This is a genomic window from Tardiphaga sp. 709 (assembly GCF_032401055.1).
Taxonomy (GTDB): Bacteria; Pseudomonadota; Alphaproteobacteria; order Rhizobiales; family Xanthobacteraceae; genus Tardiphaga.
This window is the reverse complement of sequence record NZ_CP135529.1, coordinates 3,204,515-3,223,922: the sequence shown is the minus strand read 5'-3', so window position 1 is coordinate 3,223,922 and position 19,408 is coordinate 3,204,515. Positions and strand designations below refer to the sequence as shown.

Genomic DNA, 19,408 nt, shown 5'->3' with positions numbered 1-19,408 from the left:
AGCAAATGGTGAGTCCCCGTCACCCGACTTTCACGCGCTGCGCGCGTTCCAGTCGACCTCTCCCCGCAAGCGGGGAGAGGTAAGAAAGTCAGCCGATCACCTCAGCGCCTTCACCACCGCATTGAAGAAATCATTGTCCAGAATCGGCGCGTTCAGCGTCGTGGGCTTCGAGCGTGCGCTCAGCACCACGCAGATCACGCGCTGTTTCGGATTGATGTACAGCATCTGGCCGAAAATGCCGCGCGCGACGAAGGCGCCGTCATCGAGCGTGCCGTCGGGCGCCGGCACGATCCACCACATATAGCCGTAATCGACGCGCTGGCCGTTGATCTGTCTGGATGCCCCGGCCTCGCGGACCCAGCCTTCCGGCAGCACGCGGGTGCCATCGATCACGCCGTCATCGAGAATGAACCGGCCGAACCGGGCATAGTCGCGCAGGGTGGCAAACATCCCGCTGCCGGCGACTTCCAGCCCGCCGGGCGCTTCCAGCCACCAGGCGCCATCGGCCTCCATGCCGAGTCTGGACCAGATCTTCTCCGAGAGATAATCGCTCAGCCATTTGCCGGTGGCGGCTTTCACCAGCGCGCCGACCACATGGGTATCGCCAGTCGAATAGGTCCATTGCGTGCCGGGCGCCGCGGCGCGCGGGCGCTCAGCCATGTAACGCATGACGGCACCGGGCTCCTGCCCGACCTGCAATGCGAGCATCTTGCGGCGCTCGGAATTCGCATCGGTCTGGTCGTCGCTCCAGCGCAGGCCCGACGTCATCTGCATCAGCGTCTTCACGCTGACGCCCTCGAAGGCGGTGCCGGAGAATTCGGGAAGATACCTGGTCAGCGGGTCGTCGACGCTCTGGATATAGCCGTCCTGGATGGCGGCGCCCACCAGCGTGGTGCTGAAGGATTTCGCCATCGACATCGATAGCCAGCGCGTGGCGGCATTGATGCCGAGGTCATAATGTTCGAGCAGGACCTCGTCATTCTTCATCACCAGAAGTCCGGCGACACGGTTGCGCGAGACATAGTCGTAGATGTCGAAGGTGCCGGCGGTGGAGACGATCGGAAAGTCCGGCAGTGTGCGCTTGCCGTAAGTCAGCGGCCGCACCGGTGCGCCAGCCTTGATGGTGCGCGTCGCGAAATTCATCTCGGGCGTGACGAAGGTCCGCAGATGATCGATGGGCATCGATCGGCCGGCATAGGAATTGATGATCGCGTCGATTGCGGTCTGGTTTGCAGTCTTGGGGCTCGTCGCGGAAGCTTGACGAATGGTGCTGTTGGCTTCGCCTGCACCCGGCGCCACATCTGTCACAGTCAAAGGGCTGTCCTGCATCTTCGGGCGCGTCGATGCGCCCAAGGATTTACTATGGCAGGGCAGAGGGACTGTCGAGGGTGCCAAGGTTGAAACGCGCGGTGCGCCGGAATCACCGGCGCATCACGCTGATTGAGGTCAAACCGGTCCGGTGTCCTGATGCGACAATCAGCGAACCGCCGTCGTGTTCGAACTGGTGAGGGCGGTCGGCTGGCCGGCCTTGATGACGCGGGCCGTCTGGGTGCCGTCGCTGGTGCCCGTGCGGGCGGCGATGCCGAAACCTGCAACCGCGATGCCGGCAACCAGGGCGACAACGACGATCTTCAGATGCGTGCTGCGGTCTGCGCTGTGGATCGAGTGGTTCATGGCGGCCTCCTGCCGTCTACGCGGCTACTTGTTGCATGGAGGTGTAATCCCGGCCGGTTTCCAGCCGATGGCGTCCGTGTAGAAAATTGTTTCGTGGAAGCGGAGATTTGTTTCGTCGCGTAGCCGGATACTTACGAATGCAGCGGTTTTGGCGCCTTTGGCGGTATTTGCGTCACCCGTATTGTTCGATGCCGGGGAAGCCCGACCCACGCTCGTCATTCCGGGGCAGTACGGACCGCGAAGCGGACCGGACTGAGCCCGGAAGCCCGGTGTGTTTTGCGCTGAACAGGTCGAGATTCCGGGTTCGCGCGCGCAAAGATGCGCGCACGCCCCGGAATGACAGTTTGGGGCGGGCGGCGGGACAGCGCATCCAAACATTTTTTCCTATCTGTTGTTGACAGTATCCCCATCAGGTTTATATTCCCTTTCGTCCGGCCCCGATGAGAGGGGCGAGCGCGATCGTCACGTTCGCGGGGCTGGGTGCGGTGGACGCCGGAGATGCGGCGTTACGCGGTTCACGGGTGACGTCTGTCTTCGGGCAGGACGGATCTGCGCCAGCACTGCCACTGGCAAGGAGACGGCCGGCCTTCGGATGGAAAGACCCTCTGGACAGTGTGACGGACGACCAAATCGAAACGCGTCCGGCTTACTCGCTTGAGGCTCCCTGTCCCTCCGCCGTGGGACCATCATTTTGGTGATCGGACCGTTCGCCAAGGCAAAGTGCAAGCAGGCTGAAAAAACACCGCAGGCGGAACGTCGGGCACTTGCTCGGCGCCTCCGAAAGTCCTGATGCACTCTCAATTGCGGAAGACCGCATTCGCATCAGGCCCAAGGGTGCAACGGGCACCCGGCGTTCCGCCCGCCCTCTTAAGGGAGGGTGGGAAGGAATGCGCAAAACTCGGACGCGCAAGCGCCGCGAGAATGCGAGCGTGTGTTTCCACGTCACCGAAGCAGGTACCGCCACCCCACTCGATTTAGGTAAGCACTCCTGCTTGTTATTGCGGAGGACGGACCTCAAAACTCCTCCTCGAAGGGCTCATGGGCAGACGAGGATCACATGATCATCAAGCCCAGCGCATCGTGGCACACCCGCTCGACCCTCAGCAGGTTGGCGCACATTCTCGAACGGACCGGACTCGCTTTGGTTGGGGCTGCCTGCGGGCTGTTCGTTGCCGAGGTCGGCCGCTTCATCGAGGTCATCGGTTCGGGTGAAGTCGTGTTCGCCATGATCATTTACGGGGCTACCGGCTTCTATCTCGGGATCGATCTGCCCCAGGTTCCTGCCGATTACCGCATGCATCTGCCGCTATGGCGTGGGCTGGGCAACAGTGCGGATATGGTGGAACTGCTCACTGCGGCCGGTACCTTCATCACATCGGTGACGGCGATCACGTCAGTCTCCAGTATCATTCTGGGTGAAACCGTGCGCCCCAGGACGGCTGGCATCATCTGTTTGAGCTGGGCAATCGGCGCCACCATGCAGATCGCTGCCGGTATCATCGCGCGAATAGAGCTGGGCCGTGCCGTGAAAATGGCGAAGCTCGCGCTCTTCTCCCGGTGAAAGGTCAGGACAATCCCGGCTGACGGAGGTCGAACATGCCGCTCTATATGTATCAGGCTGCCTACACGCCGGAATCATGGGCCGCGCAAATGAAGAATCCGCAGAACCGCGTTGAATCCGTTGGACGGCAGACGACGGAGGCCGTCGGAGGACAATTGATCGGTGGTTGGTATTGCCTGGGCGAGTATGACGTGATGCTGATCGCCGATGTACCGGATATCGAGAGCATGGCGGCCATCGCCGTCGCGATTGCGGCGGGCGGCGCCATCAAGTCCAGCCAGACAACTGCATTGATGACCGGGGCGGAACTTGTGGCGGCCCTGAAGAAGTCGGAGTCGGTCATCAAGGGTTACAAGCCCGCCCGATAGACATCGGTGGCTTCGATCACCCGCTATCGTCCCGGCGTCGCATTCACCAAAGCGAGGATCTCGTCGCCGTAATGCTCCAGCTTCTTGTCGCCGATCCCCGGGATTTCGCGGAGCTGGTCGAGCGTGGTGGGATGTTCGCTGGCGATGCCATCGATGGTGGCGTCGTGCAGCACGACATAGGCCGGGACGTTGCGCTTCTTCGCGACTTCCGAGCGCCAGGCGCGCAGCACGGCGAGCAGATCGGGATTGGCATTGTCGCTGCGCGGTGCCGCAAGATCGCCGCGGCGGGATTTGCTGCGCGGCGCACGGCCGGTACCGCCGGTTTCCTCGCGGAACATCAGCTCGATCTCGCCCTTGAGCACGCCGCGCGCTTCTTCCGTGAGCTTCAGCGCATTGAACGCGTCTGCATCCGCATAGAGAAAGCCGCGCGCCACCAGTTGCCGCATCACGGCGCGCCATTGTTTCTCGGTGAGCTCGCCGCCGATGCCGAATACCGACAGCTTGTCATGGCCGAACTGCTTGACCTTGTCGGTGAGGCGGCCGATCAGGACGTCCACCAGATGCATGGCGCCGAATTTCTGCCCGGTGCGATAGGCGCAGGACAACAGCTTCTGTGCGGCGACGCTGCCGTTCCAGACTTTTGGCGGCGAGAGGCAATTATCGCAATTGCCGCAGCGGGTGCCGGTCGCCTCTTCGCCGAAGTAACCCAGCAGCCGCGTGCGCCGGCAATCGACGGTTTCGGCGAGGCCGACCAGCGCATCGAGCTTCCCGATCGAGACGCGCTTGAAAGTCTCCGAACCCGTGGACTCGTCGATCATGCGGCGCTGCTGCACGATGTCGGAAAGGCCATAGGCCATCCACGCATTGGACGGCTTGCCGTCGCGGCCGGCGCGGCCGGTTTCCTGATAATAGGCCTCGATGCTCTTCGGCAGATCGAGATGGCAGACGAAGCGCACGTCGGGCTTGTCGATGCCCATGCCGAAGGCGACGGTGGCGACGATCACCACGCCGTCCTCATTGATGAAGCGATCCTGATTGGTCTCACGCAGGCGGGCATCCAGCCCGGCGTGATAGGGCAGCGCGAGAATGCCGGCCTTGTTCAATGCGGCTGCGGTGTCCTCGACCTTGGCGCGCGACAGGCAATAGACCACGCCGGCCTCGCCGGAATGCCGGTCGCTGATGAAAGCCTGCAACTGCTTCTGCGCGTTGGTCTTGTCGACGATTTCGTACTTGATGTTGGGCCGGTCGAAACTCGCCAAGAAATTCGGTGCGTCTTCCAGGCGGAGGCGTTGCACGATCTCCTGCCGGGTCAGATCGTCGGCGGTGGCGGTCAGCGCAATGCGCGGAATGTTCGGGAACCGTTCGGCGATGACCGAGAGGCCGATATATTCGGGCCGGAAGTCGTGGCCCCATTGCGCGACGCAATGCGCCTCGTCGATGGCGAACAGGGCGATCCTGGCGCGGCCGAGCATCGCCAGGCAGCGCGGGGTCACTAGCCGTTCTGGCGCGACGTAGAGAAGGTCGAGTTCGCCGGCGAGCAATTGCCGCTCGACCTCGTTGGCTTCGTCCCAAGACAGGGTCGAGTTCAGCACCGCCGCCTTGACGCCCGCCTCGAGCAGGCCGGCAACCTGGTCACGCATCAGCGCAATCAGGGGCGACACGACGATACCGCAGCCCGGGCGTAGCAAGGATGGCAACTGATAACACAGCGACTTGCCGCCGCCGGTCGGCATCAGCACCAGGCAATTGCCGCCATCAGTCACGTGGCGGACAATATCTTCCTGTGCACCGCGAAAACCCGGCAGGCCGAACACCGAATGCAGCACGGACAATGCGCCCGAGGTCTGGAACACGTCTGGCTGATTTTTCGATTGACGCGAGGCGCCGGCGGGAACGGACATGGCGCAGGTCTATTCCTGATTCGAGGGTCGCGTATATCCCGGGAAACGCGTCGTTCCCCCTGGAGAACGTGTCATTCCCCGGGGAATGCTTCATTCTCTTGGCATCGCGACCTTTCGCCTTGATCGCGCCGCTTTACCCCTGTCGATGATCCGTTCTAAGAGAATGAGTGCGCGACCGCGCCAGCGTCGCTGCAACCGGGCAAAAAGAAAAGCCGTATGCCATTCATTTTGCGAGATCTTTTCTTGGCTTCTGAACCGTCGCCGCGGACCCAAGATCCGCTGGCAGGCGGCCAATGAGAATGCCGCGCGCAAAGTGCGCCGGAAATTCAGAAAGGGGCCGAAGTCCGCGATCCTGTCCCATGTCATCGCGCATCGGCCATCCGTGACGATGGTGGGGCGGCTGCCCGCGGTCGAAATCTGGAACCTGTCCGATCCGAAGCGTGTCGCGCTGCTCTATCTGCAGCATGGCCGCCGGTTGCGGCTGCCAGCGCCCAAGGCGCTGATGGACGATGCCGTGAAGCGGGCCCGCGCCGCGGAATAGTAAGAGTGGTCCACGCAGGGCCACTTGCGCCGTGTGGCGTCATGGGCTTGACGGGCCAGTTCCGAGCGGGGATGGTCGCGCCCGGGTCACTCCGTTCCACACTCAATGAAAGACTTCTGCATGATCAAGCGTCTCGGTCCCGGCAAGCGTCTCAGCCAGGCTTCCATCCATGGCAACACCGTCTATCTCGCCGGCCAGGTGCCGGATGAATATTCGGGCGACGTCAAGACGCAGACCAAGCAGGTGCTCGACAAGATCGACGCGCTCCTCAAGGAAGCCGGCACCGACAAGAACAACATCCTCAGCGCGACCGTCTGGCTGCCGAATATCAATGACCGCGATGCCATGAATACGGTGTGGGATGCCTGGGTGCCCGACGTTGGCCCGGCGCGCGCCTGCGTCGAGTCGAAGCTCGCTGACCCCGCCATCAAGGTCGAGATCGCCGTCATCGCAGCGATTCCGTAAATCATGCCTCCCGTTGCCATTGCGGTCGCCCCCAACGGCGGCCGCAAGGTCAAGGCCGACCATCCCGCCGTGCCGCTGACGCCGGCGGAGTTGGCGGTGGCGGCCGCACATTGCCTCGAGGCAGGCGCGGCGATGATCCATGCCCATGTGCGCAATGCCGACGGCAGTCACCTGCTCGATGCGGCGGCCTATCGGGACGCCATTGCGGCGATCCGCAGTGCAGTCGGCGACAGGCTCGTGATCCAGATCACCTCCGAGGCGCTCGGCAAATACACGCCGGCGGAGCAGCGCGCCGTGGTGCAGGCGGTGAAGCCGGAAGCGGTGTCGCTGGCGCTCCGTGAACTGGTGCCCGATGCCAGCGAGGAGCCGGCCTTCGCCGATCTGCTCGGCTGGATGAAGCGCGAGCGCGTGACGCCGCAGATCATTCTCTATGATGCGCAGGATGCCATCCGGCTGGCGGAATTTCGCAAGCGCGGGTTGGTGCCGTTCGAGAAGCTGCCAGTGCTGTTCGTGCTCGGCCGTTATACGGCGGGGCAGACATCAAGCCCGGCCGATCTGCTGCCGTTCGTCGTGCCCGGTGCGCCAACATTCGAACACTGGAGTGTCTGCGCCTTCGGTGCGCAGGAGACGGCTTGTGTCACTGCTGGCGCATTGCTCGGCGGCCATATCCGCGTCGGCTTTGAGAACAACGAATTGCTGCCGGATGGCTGCCGCGCCAAAGGCAATCAGGATCTGGTTGGCGCCGTACGCCGCGCGATCGAAGCTGTCGGGCTGAAGCACGCGACGGCGGATGAGCTCAGGGCTGCGACGACGGATTGACTCTGTCCCTCATCCTGAGGAGCGCGCACTTCGCGCGCGTCTCGAAGGATGATGCCACAGCTCATGGTTCGAGACGGCGCGAAGACGCGCCTCCTCACCATGAGGGTCTCTACTCAAACCACGGCCATTCCGCGCCGCCGTCGTGTGTCACGGCGCCGCCGGGGGCCTGTCCGACCAGCTTGGCATATTTCGCCAGCGCACCGGCGCGGTGGCGCGGTGGGCGCTGGGTCCACGCCGCCTTGCGCGCCGCAAATTCAGATTCGTCGATCATCAGGTCCAGTCGCCGCGCTGGCGCATCGATGCGGATCTTGTCACCGTCGCGCACCAGTGCCAGCGGGCCGCCGATATAGGCTTCCGGCGAGACATAGCCGATGCACATGCCGCGGGTCGCGCCGGAGAAGCGGCCGTCGGTGATCAGCGCGACTTTCTCGCCCATGCCCTGGCCATAGATCAACGCGGTGACACCGAGCATCTCGCGCATGCCGGGGCCGCCGACCGGGCCTTCGTTGCGGATGATGAGGACGTCGCCTTCCTTGTAACTGCGGTCCTTCACCGCGGCGACGCAGCTTTCTTCGTCCTCGAACACGCGCGCCGTGCCCTCAAACACCGTCTTCTTCAGGCCGGCGACCTTGATCACCGCGCCATCAGGCGAGAGGTTGCCCTTCAGCACCGCGACGCCACCATCGGGCATGATCGGCTTCGCTGAGGAGTAGATGATCTCGCCATCGGCCCTGTTGGCATTGCCGTATTCTTCCGCAATCGTGCGGCCGGTAATGGTGATGCAGGAGCCGTCGATATGGCCGCTCTCAAGCAAGGCACGGATCACGACTGCGGTGCCGCCGATATCGTAGACATCCTTGGCGACATATTTGCCGCCTGGTCGCAGATTGCCGATCAGGGGCGTGCGCGCGAACACCTCGCCGACATCGTCGATGGTGAATTTGATGCCGGCCTCGTTGGCGATGGCCGGCAGATGCAGCGCGGCATTGGTCGAGCCGCCGGTGGCGGCGACGATGGCGGCGCCGTTTTCGAGAGACTTGCGCGTGACGATGTCGCGCGGCAACGGGCCATCGTTGCGTAGCATGTCCATGACCAGACGTCCGGCGCGCCGTGCGAATTGCGCGCGCTCGGCATAGACGCCGGGAATCATCGAGACATTGGGCATCGTGATCCCCAGCGCTTCGGACACCATCGCCATCGTATTGGCGGTGAACTGGCCGGCGCAGGCGCCGATGGTCGGCAGACACGCGCGCTCGATGGCTTCCAGCTCCTGCTTGTCGATGTCGCCGGTCATGAAGGCGCCGACGGCTTCATAGGAATCCAGTGCGGTCAGCGTCTTGCCCTTGTGCAGTCCCGGCAGTGAGCTGCCGCCATAGATGAAGATCGACGGCACGTTGCAGCGGACCATGCCCATGATGACGCCGGGCAGCGTCTTGTCGCAGCCGCCGAAGCCGATCAGCGCGTCGTAAGCGAGGCCGTGCATCACGGCTTCGATACTGTCGGCGATGATCTCGCGCGATAGCAGCGAGAACTTCATGCCCTCATGGTTCATGCTGATGGCATCGGAGACCGAGATGGTCGAGAACTCGCGCGGCGTGCCGCCGGCTTCGGAAATCCCCGTCTTGGCAGCGTCGACCTGAAAGTCGTGGGTCATGTTGCAGGGCGTCTGTTCGCCCTTCATCGACACCACGCCGATCATGGGTTTTGCGATCGCCTCGTCGTCGAGGCCCATGGCGCGCATGAAAGCGCGGTGCGGGGCACGGTCGAGGCCGTCGGTGGTGACGCGGGATCGCAATTTCTTCATGGGGCGTATCTTTCCGTTTCTTGGTCTTGTCGTCCAATGCATTGAGGCCACGCCGTGGGCGTGGCCTCAGGACATCATACAGTGAGATGTCGCGTCTTGCTCTACTGGATCGGCGCGACGATGGTCGGGTGCTTGAACTGCATCGCGTCCATCTTCGGCAGCATGCCGGCCTCGGTATAGATATCGAGCATCTTCTGCATGGCCGGGAAGTTCGGTGCAGCGCCCGGGTCGCGGGCGAAGTCGTTCTCCTTCAGCAGATAGGTCTCCAGCACCGGGATCGGCGCCTTCATGACTTCGTTGACGACCTTCAGCGTTTCCTCGCGGTTGGCCAGCGCCTTCTTCATGCCAAGGGTGATGTCGGCGACATAGGCCTTGGCGAGTTCGGGATTCTTGTCGACGAAATCGGCGCGGCAGGCTTCAAGGATGTGCACGATGTTCGGCATCGCTTCGTTCAGCGAGAACAGCTTGCGCGTGCCGCCCTTGGCCTCCATGCGCGCGGCAAATGGCTGGTTCATGTTGATGGCGTCGACGCGGCCCTGGCGCAGCGCATCTTCCGAGGCTGCGAAGCCGATCTCGATCAGCTTGACGTCCTTCTCGGGATCGACGCCTGCGCCCTTCAGCAGCATCTTGAACGGCCCGTAGGTGCCGCCGCCAATGACGGAAATGCCGACATTCTTGCCCTTGAGGTCGGCGATGGTCTTGATCGGCGAGTCATCCTTCACGGCCCAATAGACCGAGAAGCTGCCGGGCTTTTCCGACACGTGCTGCGCGACGATATAGGCCTTGAGGTTGCCGCCGTTGACCCCGTTGGCGAGCGACAGCACGCCCTGGGTGGCGCAATCCAGCGCGCCGGCGGCGAGCGCCTGCGTCATAGGCGAGGTACCCTGAAACTGGGTCCATTCGATATTGTAGGTCTTGCCAAGATTGGTGAATTCGGTCGGGCGCTTCATCATCCAGTATTTGGATTCTTCGGCCGGAATGGTCCAGCCGACCTTGATGGTCGGAATCGTCTGCGCGTGCGCCGCACCCGACACCGCTCCCGCCGCGAGAGCCGCCGCCACCAGCCACTTCGAAGAACCCAGCTTCATGCCCGCTCACTCCGTTTGATGATGGCCAGACACGGCCAAAAGAAAAGCCCCGCTGTCTTGAAGCCTTTCATGCTTCAAATATTCTGGCAAGCGAGCTGCGTGCCCAACATTCATTCGTGCTGTGGCGCAACAATTGGCAGTTGCGCAGGCATTGATATCATCGTTGCTGCGGCCGCGGACGCAGCGTAGATAGCTCGCAGATGCGAGCAGCGTGGCTCGGCGGCAGAAGGACAACGGCGTCAAAATGGTGGATTCAGCGGGCGGCAAAGAGAAGCTCGGTTACCTCGGCCTCGGCCTGATGGGACTGCCGATGACCAGGCGGCTGCTCGGCGCCGGTTACGATGTGGCCGTCTGGAATCGCTCGCCCGGCAAGGCCAATGCGCTGGTGGAGGCCGGTGCGAAAGCCGCCGCCAGTCCGCGCGATGTCGTCGCTCATGCCAGCATCATCTTCATGTGCCTCACCGATGCATCGGCGGTCGAGGAGGTCGTGTTCGGCGACAACGGACTGTCCGGCAGCGATGGCAAGGGCAAGCTGGTCGTCGATTTCTCCTCGATCCATCCGGACAAGACGAAGTCCATCGCGGCGCGGCTGAAGGCGGCGAACGGCATGGGCTGGATCGATGCCCCGGTGTCGGGCGGCACCAAGGGCGCGGAGGAAGCCACGCTCGCGATCATGGCGGGCGGCGAGGCCGCCGATGTCGAACGTATCAGGCCCTACATTCTGGTGATGGCGCGCAACTTCACGCATATGGGGCCGACCGGCGCCGGACAGATGACCAAGCTCTGCAACCAGGTGATCGTCGGCTGCGCCATGGCGGTACTGGCCGAAGCGACGCGGCTTGCTGTGAATGCCGGTATCGACGCCAAGCGCCTGCCGGAAGCGCTCGCGGGCGGTTTTGCAGACTCGATCCCGCTGCAACTGTTCGTGCCGCGCATGGCACAGGGCATTCATTCGCCGCCGCTCGGCCACATCCATACGATGCTGAAGGATCTCGATACGGTCGTCGCCGTGGCGCAGGACACATCGACGCCGGTGCCGATGGCTGCGCTCGCGGCGCAGATCTTCCGCATGGGCAAGGCGGTGCGCGGCGCCGATGCCGACGCGCTGGAGATCTACAAGCTGTCGGCACCCAAAGAATGAAGATCAAGGAATGAAAGTTCTGGTGATTGGCGCGGCCGGCATGATCGGTCGCAAGCTGTGCGAACGGCTGCTGAAGGACGGTCATGTCGGCGGTGGGGAAATCGGCGATCTGGCGATGGCCGATGCGATCCCCAGCGATCTGGTCGGCGCGCGCAGCATCATGGTCGATCTCGCAAAACCGGATGCGCCCGCAGCACTGCTGGCGTCAAAGCCCGACCTGATCTTCCATCTTGCTGCGGTCGTCTCCGGCGAAGCCGAGCAGAATTTCGACAAAGGCTACGCAGTCAATCTCGACGGCACGCGCAATCTGTTCGAGGCGATCCGCGCGATGGGGGGTAGTTATCGCCCTCGCATCGTCTACACTTCGTCAATCGCGACCTTCGGCGCGCCCTATAACGGGCCGATCGCCGACGATTTCTTTCACACGCCGCTGTCGAGCTACGGAACGCAGAAGGCTATTTGTGAATTGCTGCTGGCCGACTATACGCGGCGCGGCTTCTTCGACGGTATCGGAATTCGCCTGCCGAATATCTGCGTACGGCCGGGCAAGCCCAATGCAGCAGCGTCGGGTTTCTTCTCCAATATCATTCGCGAGCCGCTGGCCGGGCGTGAGGCGGTGCTACCAGTAACCGACGACGTCGGGCAGACCCATGCCAGTCCGCGCGCGACAACGGAATTCCTGCTTCATGCTGCGACGCTTGACAGCGCCAAGCTCGGCGCACACCGCACGGTGATGATGCCCGGCGTGCGTGCGTCCGTTGCCGTGATGATTGCCGCGCTACGCCGTGTGGCAGGTGACAGTGTTGTGACACGCATCAAGCATGTGCCCGATCCCGCTGTCATGGCGATGGTTGCGGGATGGCCTACGATGTTCGATACCAAACGTGCACTGGCGCTGGGTTTCCAGGCGGAACAGAGTTTCGATTCCATCATTCATGCTCATATCGAGGATGACCTCGATGGCGTCTTTGTGCGTTAGCGGTTAAGGACAATCATGGCGCGCGATATCATCATGGCGGCGGGAGGCATTGTCGTGCAGCGGGGCGAGACGCCGCTGTTCGCCGTGGTCTGCCTGCGCAAGCGCGGCGACTGGGTGTTGCCGAAAGGCAAACTCGACAATGGCGAGACGCCGCGCGATGCGGCCGAGCGCGAAGTGTTGGAAGAGACCGGTCATGCTGCGTCGGTGCATGACTATCTCGGCGCGCTGGCCTATCCGCTCGGCGAGCGCACCAAGGTCGTGCATTTCTGGCATATGGAGGCCGCGCCCGCGCCGTCACGCAAGCTGATGAAGGATATCAGCGAAGTCGCGTGGCTGCCGTTCGACGCCGCCCTGGCGCGGCTGACGCGCAGCCATGAACACGCGTTCCTCGCGCAGGTCGGGCCCATGGCGCTGGCGGCAGCAAGGGCGGCGCCGGTTGTGGATGGCGAGCCCGTGCGGCCAATTGCCGTGGGGCCTGTCAGCGTGCGACGTGACACGGGGTTCTTCGCGAAGATCCGGAACTGGTTGAACGGGTAAGTTCTCTCGTTGCAGCGATGGCTGAAGCGGCGGGCTCAGTGCGTGTTGGTCGCGTCATCGAAGCGCAGCACATTGCCGAACGGGTCGGTGATCTTTGGGGCCGTATCGGTCGGACTCGGCCGCGCGAAGCGGGCTCGCTTGTCATGCAGCTCCTTTGCAAAAGCCGCGATATTGCTGCCACGGATATAGACCACGCTACCCGGCGTCCCGTCGCCATAGTGCTCGCTGAGATGCAGTTTCACGCTGCCGCGCGACACTTGCATGTAGAGCGGGGTGTCCGGCTCGTAGCGATGTTCCCAGTCGATCGCAAAACCGAGGAAGTCGACATAGAACTCCTTGGCCTTGGCGATGTCATAGATGCGCAGAACCGGAATTGCCGGTTCGAAAGTAACGTCGGTCATCGCTGTCTCCCGCTTGTGAGGTGCGGGAGACTATCGCAGCGAGGTTGCCAAGCGCTAGATCGTGCGGCTAGGCGCCGCGCATGATCACGCCGTACCAGCCGAGGCCTTTGTAGGTCTCATAACCCGGTGTGGCATGGAAGGCGACGAGGCCTCCCGAACGGTCGTGATAGAAGCCACTGCGGCGGCCGTTCAGGGCCAGTGCGATGCGTTCGGTGAGCAGGCCTTGCCCATCCGACGAGGCGATCACACGCAGGTTTGAGTCCACCAGCAACACACGCGTCTTGTCGTCATCGACGCGAACGCCTTCCACGATGGCGCGCGCCTGGGCTTCCCAGTCGAAATGAATCGCGAGCACGCCGATGGCGCGGCCATTGGCCTTGCCGCCTTCGCGCACGCTGGCGCAATAGGTCGCCACCTGCGCATTGTTCAGGAGCGGCTGGCGCTCGACATCACCCGCCGTGTAGTCGTCGCCGGAGCGCAGCGTGCGGGCATCGCGAAACCAGGCGGTGCCGGCGATGTTCTGCCCCGTAACATTGAAACGATCGCCACGGCCGCTGGCGATGACATTGCCTTGCATGTCGCACAGCCAGAGATCGAGATAGACGGTGTAGGCGCCGAGGATCACGGCAAGTCGCTCGGAGACATGTGTGACGGTGGCGTCGCTCGGCGATGCCGCGCAATCGACGACGGCGGAATCGGTCGCCCACCAGCGCACGTCACAGGTCCGCTCATAGAGATTGCGGTCGATCAGCTCGATGGCATTGAGGGACAGATCGACCATGCGTTCGCCGCGCGAACGTTCGGTCATCTTCTCGATTGACGACATCAGGCTGCCGGTGCGGGCGGTGAGCTGGGATTCCAGATCGCGCGCGATGGTTTCGACCTGCTGGCCGACATTGCGCACTTCCTGTGCCACGACGGCGAAGCCCGCGCCCTGCGCGCCGGCGCGCGAGCTTTCGATCAGCGCATTCAGCGCCAGCATCTTCATCTGGTTGGTGATGTGCTGGATCGACCTGGTCTTTTCGCAGGCGATCTCGTTGACCTCGGCGGTCAACCGCCCGATCAGCGCGGAGATATCGGAGCTGTCGTCGGCCTCTTCAGTCGCATTGGCATGCGCAGTATTGCTGCTGCGGTTCATCGCCAAAACCATCGTCGCATCCCCGTTGAGACAGCAATCAGTTACCTTTAGTTTTTATCGCCCAGTCATGGTTAATCGTGGCTTAATTTTCCGTGTGCCGGGTTCCGCCGACTTGCACGAATAAGCGGCAGGAGTGCGCAGTAGGCACTATCTCAATGCGTCTGGTCATGCGCGCGGCCGCATTCGTAGGACCTTCGGTGCCCCCTTACGGTTTAAATTAGGGCGTCATTAGTGATGCTTATGCACGCGCTCCCGATTGTTGTGACGAACAACGCGATATCAACCACACTCGTGCAGGCTCAGAGCTTCATAGGCTGAGTCATTGTAATGAGCGTTCTCGAAGACCTCACCGGTGCGACCACGTCGGAGCTATCCGACGAATTGATCTTTCAGATTGCCTCGGCTTCCAGCCCGGAGCAGCGCAAATACGCGGCTGACCTTTTCCGGCATTTCGCCAAACAGCTCGAATTCGAGTCCTATCGGCGCGGGCAGCAGAGCATGGCCGTTCCACAGCTTCCGTCGCCGGCCTTGATTATCGACGCGACGCCCGAACAGGACGAAGCGCCCACGATCCAGCCGTCGGATGACCCTGGCGATGACCCGTCCGTCGGTCTGATCCCGCCGGTGAGCTGGCAGGATTGACGGCGGCACGACAGTTTTACGTCAGATCCGTTGCTTCCTACCGATTGGCTTAACCATTCGCAGGCCAAATGAGTCGCGAGTGATTCGAACGTTGCAATCGTGAAGAGCGGGCGTGCCAGTGAGCGTAGTTATCCCTTTCCCCATGCGTGTAGCGGCCCCCCAGGCCGATGAGTGTGAAATCGATCTGCTGAGCGCCGTCGATCTGGCGATCCGCGATCTCCGCGAAATCTCCCAGACCGCCAACGACATCGCGCAGGCGCGTGCGCGCGAATGCCTGGCCATGCTGGAAAGCGCCTATGCGGGCGCCCTACAGGGCTGAGGCATTCTGCTTCAGAGAAGAGAAAATCCGCGATGCTGTTTCTGGTGATCTCGAATCCGCGCGCGGATCGTCCGTCGGACATGGCGGCAACCCGGCAGAGCTTCTGGCCGTGGATGGCGGCCTATCAGGCTTCAGGTGTCTGCCAGCACATCTATCCGCGCGTCGGCCGCGGCGTGGTCGCGGTGTTCAAGGTCGACGGCAATGAAGTGCTGCATCGCATCCTGAACGAATGGGCCGACATCATTCCGGCGCAGTTCGAAGTCTATCCGCTGGTAGATCTCGACGCCACGACCAGGCTGCTGGCCGCGCAAGTCGCAACCTCAAAGTAACGGCAGCAACTACAGTTCCCGGTGAGGTATTTTCACGCGGAATCCATTAGTTTGCACCATGGACTCGGCAAATCCGCGTCGCTATATGCGTCATCTCTCTTTTACCAGTATCGGGCACTTTCATGACGACCACTGACACCGCTGCACCCGTTTCCCAGCCGTTCCAGGCCGAAGTCGCCGAATTGCTGAACCTGATGGTTCACTCGGTCTATTCCGAGACCGACATCTTCCTGCGCGAGCTGATTTCCAACGCGTCCGACGCTTGCGACAAGCTGCGCTATGAGGCGATCGCCAATCCCCAGCTGATCCCCGACGGCCAGTCGCCCAACATCACCATCATTCCGGACAAATCAGCCAATACGTTGACGATCGTCGATACCGGCATCGGCATGGATCGCCAGGAACTGATCGACAATCTCGGCACCATTGCGAAATCCGGTACCAAGTCATTCCTGTCGCGGCTGACCGAGGCCAAGGACGGCTCGAACCTGATCGGCCAGTTCGGCGTCGGCTTCTATGCAGCTTTCATGGTGGCGGAGAAGATCATCGTCACCAGCCACCGGGCCGGCACCCATGATGCCTTCACCTGGACCTCGACCGGCGGCGCCGGTTTCGAGATCGCCCAGGTCAGTGACGGCATGAGCGTGCCGACCGGCACGTCCATCGTGCTGCATCTGAAAGATGACGCGAAGAAGTATCTCGAAACTTACGAAATCGAGCGCATCGTCAGCGCCTATTCGGACAACATCCAATTTCCGATCATGCTCAAGGACGGCGATGCCGAGCCGCGCCAGATCAATTCGGCCAGCGCGCTATGGCAGCGCTCCAAGTCCGAGCTGAAGCCGGAAGATTACAGCGCGGCCTATAAGTCCATCGCGCATGCCTATGACGAACCAGCGATGACGCTGCATTACCGTGCCGAGGGCCGTTATTCCTATGCGGTGCTGTTGTTCGCGCCGTCGCAGAAGCCGTTCGATCTCTTTGAACCGAACCGCAAGGGCCATGTGAAGCTCTATGTGCGTCGTGTGTTCATCACCGACGATGCGGACCTGTTGCCGTCCTATCTGCGTTTCATCCGCGGCGTCATCGATGCCGAGGATCTGCCGCTGAACCTCTCGCGCGAGATGCTGCAGAACAATCCGCAGCTGACGCAAATCCGCAAAGCCGTTGCCACCCGCGTCATCGGCGAACTCGAAAGCCTGAGCGAGAAGGATGCCGAGACCTTCGCCAAGATCTGGGACGCCTTCGGTCCGGTGATCAAGGAAGGCATCTATGAGGACTTCGAGCGCCGCGAGAAGCTACTGGCGCTGTCGCGCTTCACCACGACCTCGGGCGAGAAGCGCTCGCTGAAGGACTATGTCGCGGACCTGAAGCCGAACCAGACCGAGATCTATTATCTCGCCGGCGACAGCCTCGACCGCCTGAAGTCGAATCCGAAGCTGGAGGCCGCCAAGTCGCGCGGCATTGAGGTGCTGCTGCTGACCGACGCGGTCGACGCATTCTGGAGCTCGGCGCCGCTCGATTTCGATGGCAAGCCGCTGAAGTCGCTGAGCCAGGGTGAGGTCAATCTCGATCTGATTCCGCGCATCGACGACGAGGCGACCAAGGACGAGCCGAAGACCGAGACCGACGAAGCCGCGACCATTGCCGTGATCAAGGATGCACTCGGCGAGCGCGTCTCCGACGTGAAAGTCTCGACGCGCCTGACCACATCGGCGTCGTGTCTGGTTGCCGGCGGTGCCGGCCCGGACCGCGAGCTTGAGCGCATGCTGGCGATGCAGAACCGAGGCTCTGTCACCAAGCCGATCCTCGAGATCAATCTGCGCCATCCGCTGGTGGCGAAGATCGCCGGTGCTGACAAGGCGGCGGGCGGCGAGGCGTCGGACATCGCGTTCCTGTTGCTGGAGCAGGCGCAGATTCTCGACGGCGAATTGCCGGAAGATCCTGCCGCGTTTGCCAGCCGTCTCAACCGGTTGGTGCTGCGCGGTTTGTGATCGCCGACCATTCACGGCGCGGGGCATTGGCCCCGCGCTTTTGATGCCAAGGAATTCCAGCATGAGCACCGTCTTCGAAAAACTCATTGCGAAATATGCCGAGCGCGGCGATTTCGAACGTTTGAGAGGTTACAAGACCGACCGCATGGCCATCCTGAGAAGCATCCAGGACGGCACTTACGAGAAAATGCATCTCATTTCCGACGCCGATCCGGTTTCGATGGTCGCTGAAATCGAGCGGGAACTGGCTTGTATCGACGCGGCACTGAAGAAGCAGCATTAGACGAGTGCGTTGCACCAAATGGCGTGACGACTGCGCTCCGCGATGACGCAAAGCTGATCTGCAAATTCTGTCTAGGCCGAAAGATTATCTGGTTCGACATCCGCTTCTAAAATAGCGTGCCCCCAAATTAAAACCTGGGAGGCACTGATGAAATTCGGACTGTTGTCGACGGCTGCGCTGTGCGGTCTTTTGCTGGCCGCGCCGGCCTCGGCGCAAGGCGTCAAGATCGGCATTCTCAACGACCAGTCCGGTGTCTATGCCGATTACGGCGGCAAGTATTCGGTCGAAGCCGCCAAAATGGCGATCGAGGATTTCGGCGGCGAAGTGCTCGGCAAAAAGATCGAAATGGTCACCGCCGACCACCAGAACAAGCCCGATCTGGCCGTCTCAATCGCGCGGCGCTGGTACGATGTCGAAGGCGTCGACATGATCACTGAATTGACCACCTCGTCAGTGGCGCTCGCGGTTCAGGAACTATCCAATCAAGAGAAGAAGATCGACATCGTGGTGGGCGCGGCCTCGTCGCGCGTCACCGGCGATGCATGCACGCCCTATGGCTTTCACTGGTCGTTCGACACCCGTGCTTTGGGTGTTGGCACCGGCGGCGCTCTGACCGAAGCCGGCGGCGACACCTGGTTCTTTCTCACCGCGGATTATGCCTTCGGCTATTCGCTGGAGAAAGACACCGGCGACATCGTGAAGGCGAAGGGCGGCAAGGTGCTTGGTGCCGTTCGCCATCCGCTGAACTCGTCTGACTTCTCGTCGTTCTTGCTGCAGGCTCAGGCTTCTAAGGCGAAGGTCATCGGCCTTGCCAATGCCGGTCTCGACACGACCAACGCCGTGAAGCAGGCGGCTGAATTCGGCATCGTCGCCGGCGGTCAGAAGCTCGCCGGCCTCCTGCTGACGTTGGCCGAAGTGAACGGCCTCGGGCTGCAGGCCGCGCAAGGCCTGGTGCTGACCGAATCGTTCTACTGGGACCGCGACGACAAATCGCGTGAGTTCGCCGATCGCTTCTTCAAGCGCACCCAGCGCATGCCGAACATGATCCAGGCCGGCACCTATTCGTCGACGCTGTCCTATCTGAAGGCAGTCAAGGCGGCAGGCACCAAGGATTCCGAAGCCGTCGCGAAGAAGCTGAAGGAGCTTCCGGTCGATGACGCCTTCGCTCAGGGCGGCAAAGTGCTCGCCAATGGCCGCATGGTGAAGGACCTCTATCTGTTCGAGGTCAAGAAGCCGTCGGAATCAAAGAGGCCGTGGGATTACTACAAGCAGCTCGCCGTGGTGCCCGGCGACAAGGCCTATCCGACCGCGGCCGAGAGCGGCTGCCCGCTGACGAAGTAACGTCATTCGCTATTAGCTGCGACAAAAACTCCGTCATGGCCGGGCTTGTCCCGGCCATCCACGTCTTAGCGGTGAGCTCGATA

Annotated in this window: 21 protein-coding genes; 14 read left to right on the top strand and 7 right to left on the bottom strand. The window is 62.2% G+C overall.

Annotated elements, in window-relative coordinates; genetic code table 11:
* Positions 1 to 96: 96 nt before the first annotated feature.
* Together RSO67_RS15780 and RSO67_RS15775 are read right to left on the bottom strand one after the other, a co-directional pair.
* Positions 97 to 1,308: a serine hydrolase gene (locus RSO67_RS15780; protein WP_315844267.1), complete on the bottom strand. Its 1,212-nt coding sequence runs from the start codon at positions 1,306 to 1,308 to the stop codon at positions 97 to 99.
* Positions 1,309 to 1,476: 168 nt separating this feature from the next.
* Positions 1,477 to 1,674 carry a hypothetical protein gene (locus RSO67_RS15775; protein WP_089263559.1) on the bottom strand — a complete coding sequence of 66 codons (198 nt, stop codon included), beginning with the start codon at positions 1,672 to 1,674 and terminating at the stop codon, positions 1,477 to 1,479.
* 1,057 nt (positions 1,675 to 2,731) lie between these two features.
* Between RSO67_RS15775 and RSO67_RS15770 the strand changes: the two genes are divergently transcribed.
* Positions 2,732 to 3,235 carry a hypothetical protein gene (locus RSO67_RS15770; RefSeq protein WP_210269244.1) on the top strand — a complete coding sequence of 168 codons (504 nt, stop codon included), beginning with the start codon at positions 2,732 to 2,734 and terminating at the stop codon, positions 3,233 to 3,235.
* Between the two features lie 35 nt (positions 3,236 to 3,270).
* Positions 3,271 to 3,603: a GYD domain-containing protein gene (locus tag RSO67_RS15765; protein ID WP_089267827.1), complete on the top strand. Its 333-nt coding sequence runs from the start codon at positions 3,271 to 3,273 to the stop codon at positions 3,601 to 3,603.
* 23 nt (positions 3,604 to 3,626) lie between these two features.
* Here RSO67_RS15765 and recQ read toward each other — a convergent pair whose 3' ends face one another.
* Complete coding sequence (gene recQ / locus RSO67_RS15760) at positions 3,627 to 5,504, bottom strand: DNA helicase RecQ (protein ID WP_315839636.1); 1,878 nt, start codon at positions 5,502 to 5,504, stop codon at positions 3,627 to 3,629.
* 85 nt (positions 5,505 to 5,589) lie between these two features.
* On the opposite strand from recQ, the gene RSO67_RS15755 reads away from it, so the two are divergent.
* From RSO67_RS15755 to RSO67_RS15745, 3 genes are all read left to right on the top strand, one after another.
* On the top strand, positions 5,590 to 6,045 hold the full coding sequence (locus RSO67_RS15755) for a hypothetical protein (RefSeq protein ID WP_315839635.1): 456 nt from the start codon (positions 5,590 to 5,592) through the stop codon (positions 6,043 to 6,045).
* A gap of 120 nt (positions 6,046 to 6,165) precedes the next feature.
* Complete coding sequence (locus RSO67_RS15750; protein ID WP_089267869.1) at positions 6,166 to 6,510, top strand: RidA family protein; 345 nt, start codon at positions 6,166 to 6,168, stop codon at positions 6,508 to 6,510.
* A 3-nt stretch (positions 6,511 to 6,513) separates the two neighbouring features.
* On the top strand, positions 6,514 to 7,329 hold the full coding sequence (locus RSO67_RS15745) for a 3-keto-5-aminohexanoate cleavage protein (RefSeq protein ID WP_315839634.1): 816 nt from the start codon (positions 6,514 to 6,516) through the stop codon (positions 7,327 to 7,329).
* A 109-nt stretch (positions 7,330 to 7,438) separates the two neighbouring features.
* Here the strand turns inward: RSO67_RS15745 and ilvD are convergent, their stop codons facing one another.
* Positions 7,439 to 9,133 (bottom strand): dihydroxy-acid dehydratase, encoded by a 1,695-nt coding sequence (ilvD, locus tag RSO67_RS15740; protein ID WP_315839633.1) that lies wholly within the window; start codon positions 9,131 to 9,133, stop codon positions 7,439 to 7,441.
* Between the two features lie 101 nt (positions 9,134 to 9,234).
* Positions 9,235 to 10,221: an ABC transporter substrate-binding protein gene (locus tag RSO67_RS15735; RefSeq protein ID WP_315839632.1), complete on the bottom strand. Its 987-nt coding sequence runs from the start codon at positions 10,219 to 10,221 to the stop codon at positions 9,235 to 9,237.
* Between the two features lie 244 nt (positions 10,222 to 10,465).
* Between RSO67_RS15735 and RSO67_RS15730 the strand changes: the two genes are divergently transcribed.
* From RSO67_RS15730 to RSO67_RS15720, 3 genes are read left to right on the top strand one after another with little or no spacing between them, the layout of a single operon-like run.
* Positions 10,466 to 11,362, top strand: a complete 897-nt coding sequence (locus tag RSO67_RS15730) for an NAD(P)-dependent oxidoreductase (RefSeq protein WP_315839631.1) — start codon at positions 10,466 to 10,468, stop codon at positions 11,360 to 11,362.
* Between the two features lie 10 nt (positions 11,363 to 11,372).
* Entirely contained in the window at positions 11,373 to 12,341 is a 969-nt protein-coding gene (denD, locus tag RSO67_RS15725) for a D-erythronate dehydrogenase (protein WP_315839630.1), read from the top strand.
* A 15-nt stretch (positions 12,342 to 12,356) separates the two neighbouring features.
* Positions 12,357 to 12,878 (top strand): NUDIX hydrolase, encoded by a 522-nt coding sequence (locus RSO67_RS15720; RefSeq protein ID WP_315839629.1) that lies wholly within the window; start codon positions 12,357 to 12,359, stop codon positions 12,876 to 12,878.
* A 35-nt stretch (positions 12,879 to 12,913) separates the two neighbouring features.
* Here the strand turns inward: RSO67_RS15720 and RSO67_RS15715 are convergent, their stop codons facing one another.
* Positions 12,914 to 13,279 carry a glyoxalase superfamily protein gene (locus tag RSO67_RS15715; RefSeq protein WP_315839628.1) on the bottom strand — a complete coding sequence of 122 codons (366 nt, stop codon included), beginning with the start codon at positions 13,277 to 13,279 and terminating at the stop codon, positions 12,914 to 12,916.
* 67 nt (positions 13,280 to 13,346) lie between these two features.
* On the bottom strand, positions 13,347 to 14,417 hold the full coding sequence (locus tag RSO67_RS15710) for a methyl-accepting chemotaxis protein (RefSeq protein ID WP_410001891.1): 1,071 nt from the start codon (positions 14,415 to 14,417) through the stop codon (positions 13,347 to 13,349).
* Positions 14,418 to 14,744: 327 nt separating this feature from the next.
* Between RSO67_RS15710 and RSO67_RS15705 the strand changes: the two genes are divergently transcribed.
* The 6 genes from RSO67_RS15705 (at position 14,745) to RSO67_RS15680 (ending at position 19,325) form a co-directional block, all read left to right on the top strand.
* A complete protein-coding gene (locus tag RSO67_RS15705; RefSeq protein ID WP_315839626.1) occupies positions 14,745 to 15,059 on the top strand; it encodes a hypothetical protein in 315 nt (104 codons plus the stop codon).
* 142 nt (positions 15,060 to 15,201) lie between these two features.
* A complete protein-coding gene (locus tag RSO67_RS15700; protein ID WP_286144438.1) occupies positions 15,202 to 15,378 on the top strand; it encodes a hypothetical protein in 177 nt (58 codons plus the stop codon).
* 32 nt (positions 15,379 to 15,410) lie between these two features.
* Positions 15,411 to 15,707 (top strand): DUF3303 family protein, encoded by a 297-nt coding sequence (locus tag RSO67_RS15695; protein WP_315839625.1) that lies wholly within the window; start codon positions 15,411 to 15,413, stop codon positions 15,705 to 15,707.
* A 122-nt stretch (positions 15,708 to 15,829) separates the two neighbouring features.
* A complete protein-coding gene (htpG, locus tag RSO67_RS15690; protein WP_315839624.1) occupies positions 15,830 to 17,701 on the top strand; it encodes a molecular chaperone HtpG in 1,872 nt (623 codons plus the stop codon).
* 61 nt (positions 17,702 to 17,762) lie between these two features.
* Positions 17,763 to 17,984 carry a hypothetical protein gene (locus RSO67_RS15685; RefSeq protein WP_315839623.1) on the top strand — a complete coding sequence of 74 codons (222 nt, stop codon included), beginning with the start codon at positions 17,763 to 17,765 and terminating at the stop codon, positions 17,982 to 17,984.
* A gap of 147 nt (positions 17,985 to 18,131) precedes the next feature.
* Positions 18,132 to 19,325: an ABC transporter substrate-binding protein gene (locus RSO67_RS15680; RefSeq protein ID WP_315839622.1), complete on the top strand. Its 1,194-nt coding sequence runs from the start codon at positions 18,132 to 18,134 to the stop codon at positions 19,323 to 19,325.
* The last annotated feature ends 83 nt before the right edge of the window (positions 19,326 to 19,408 follow it).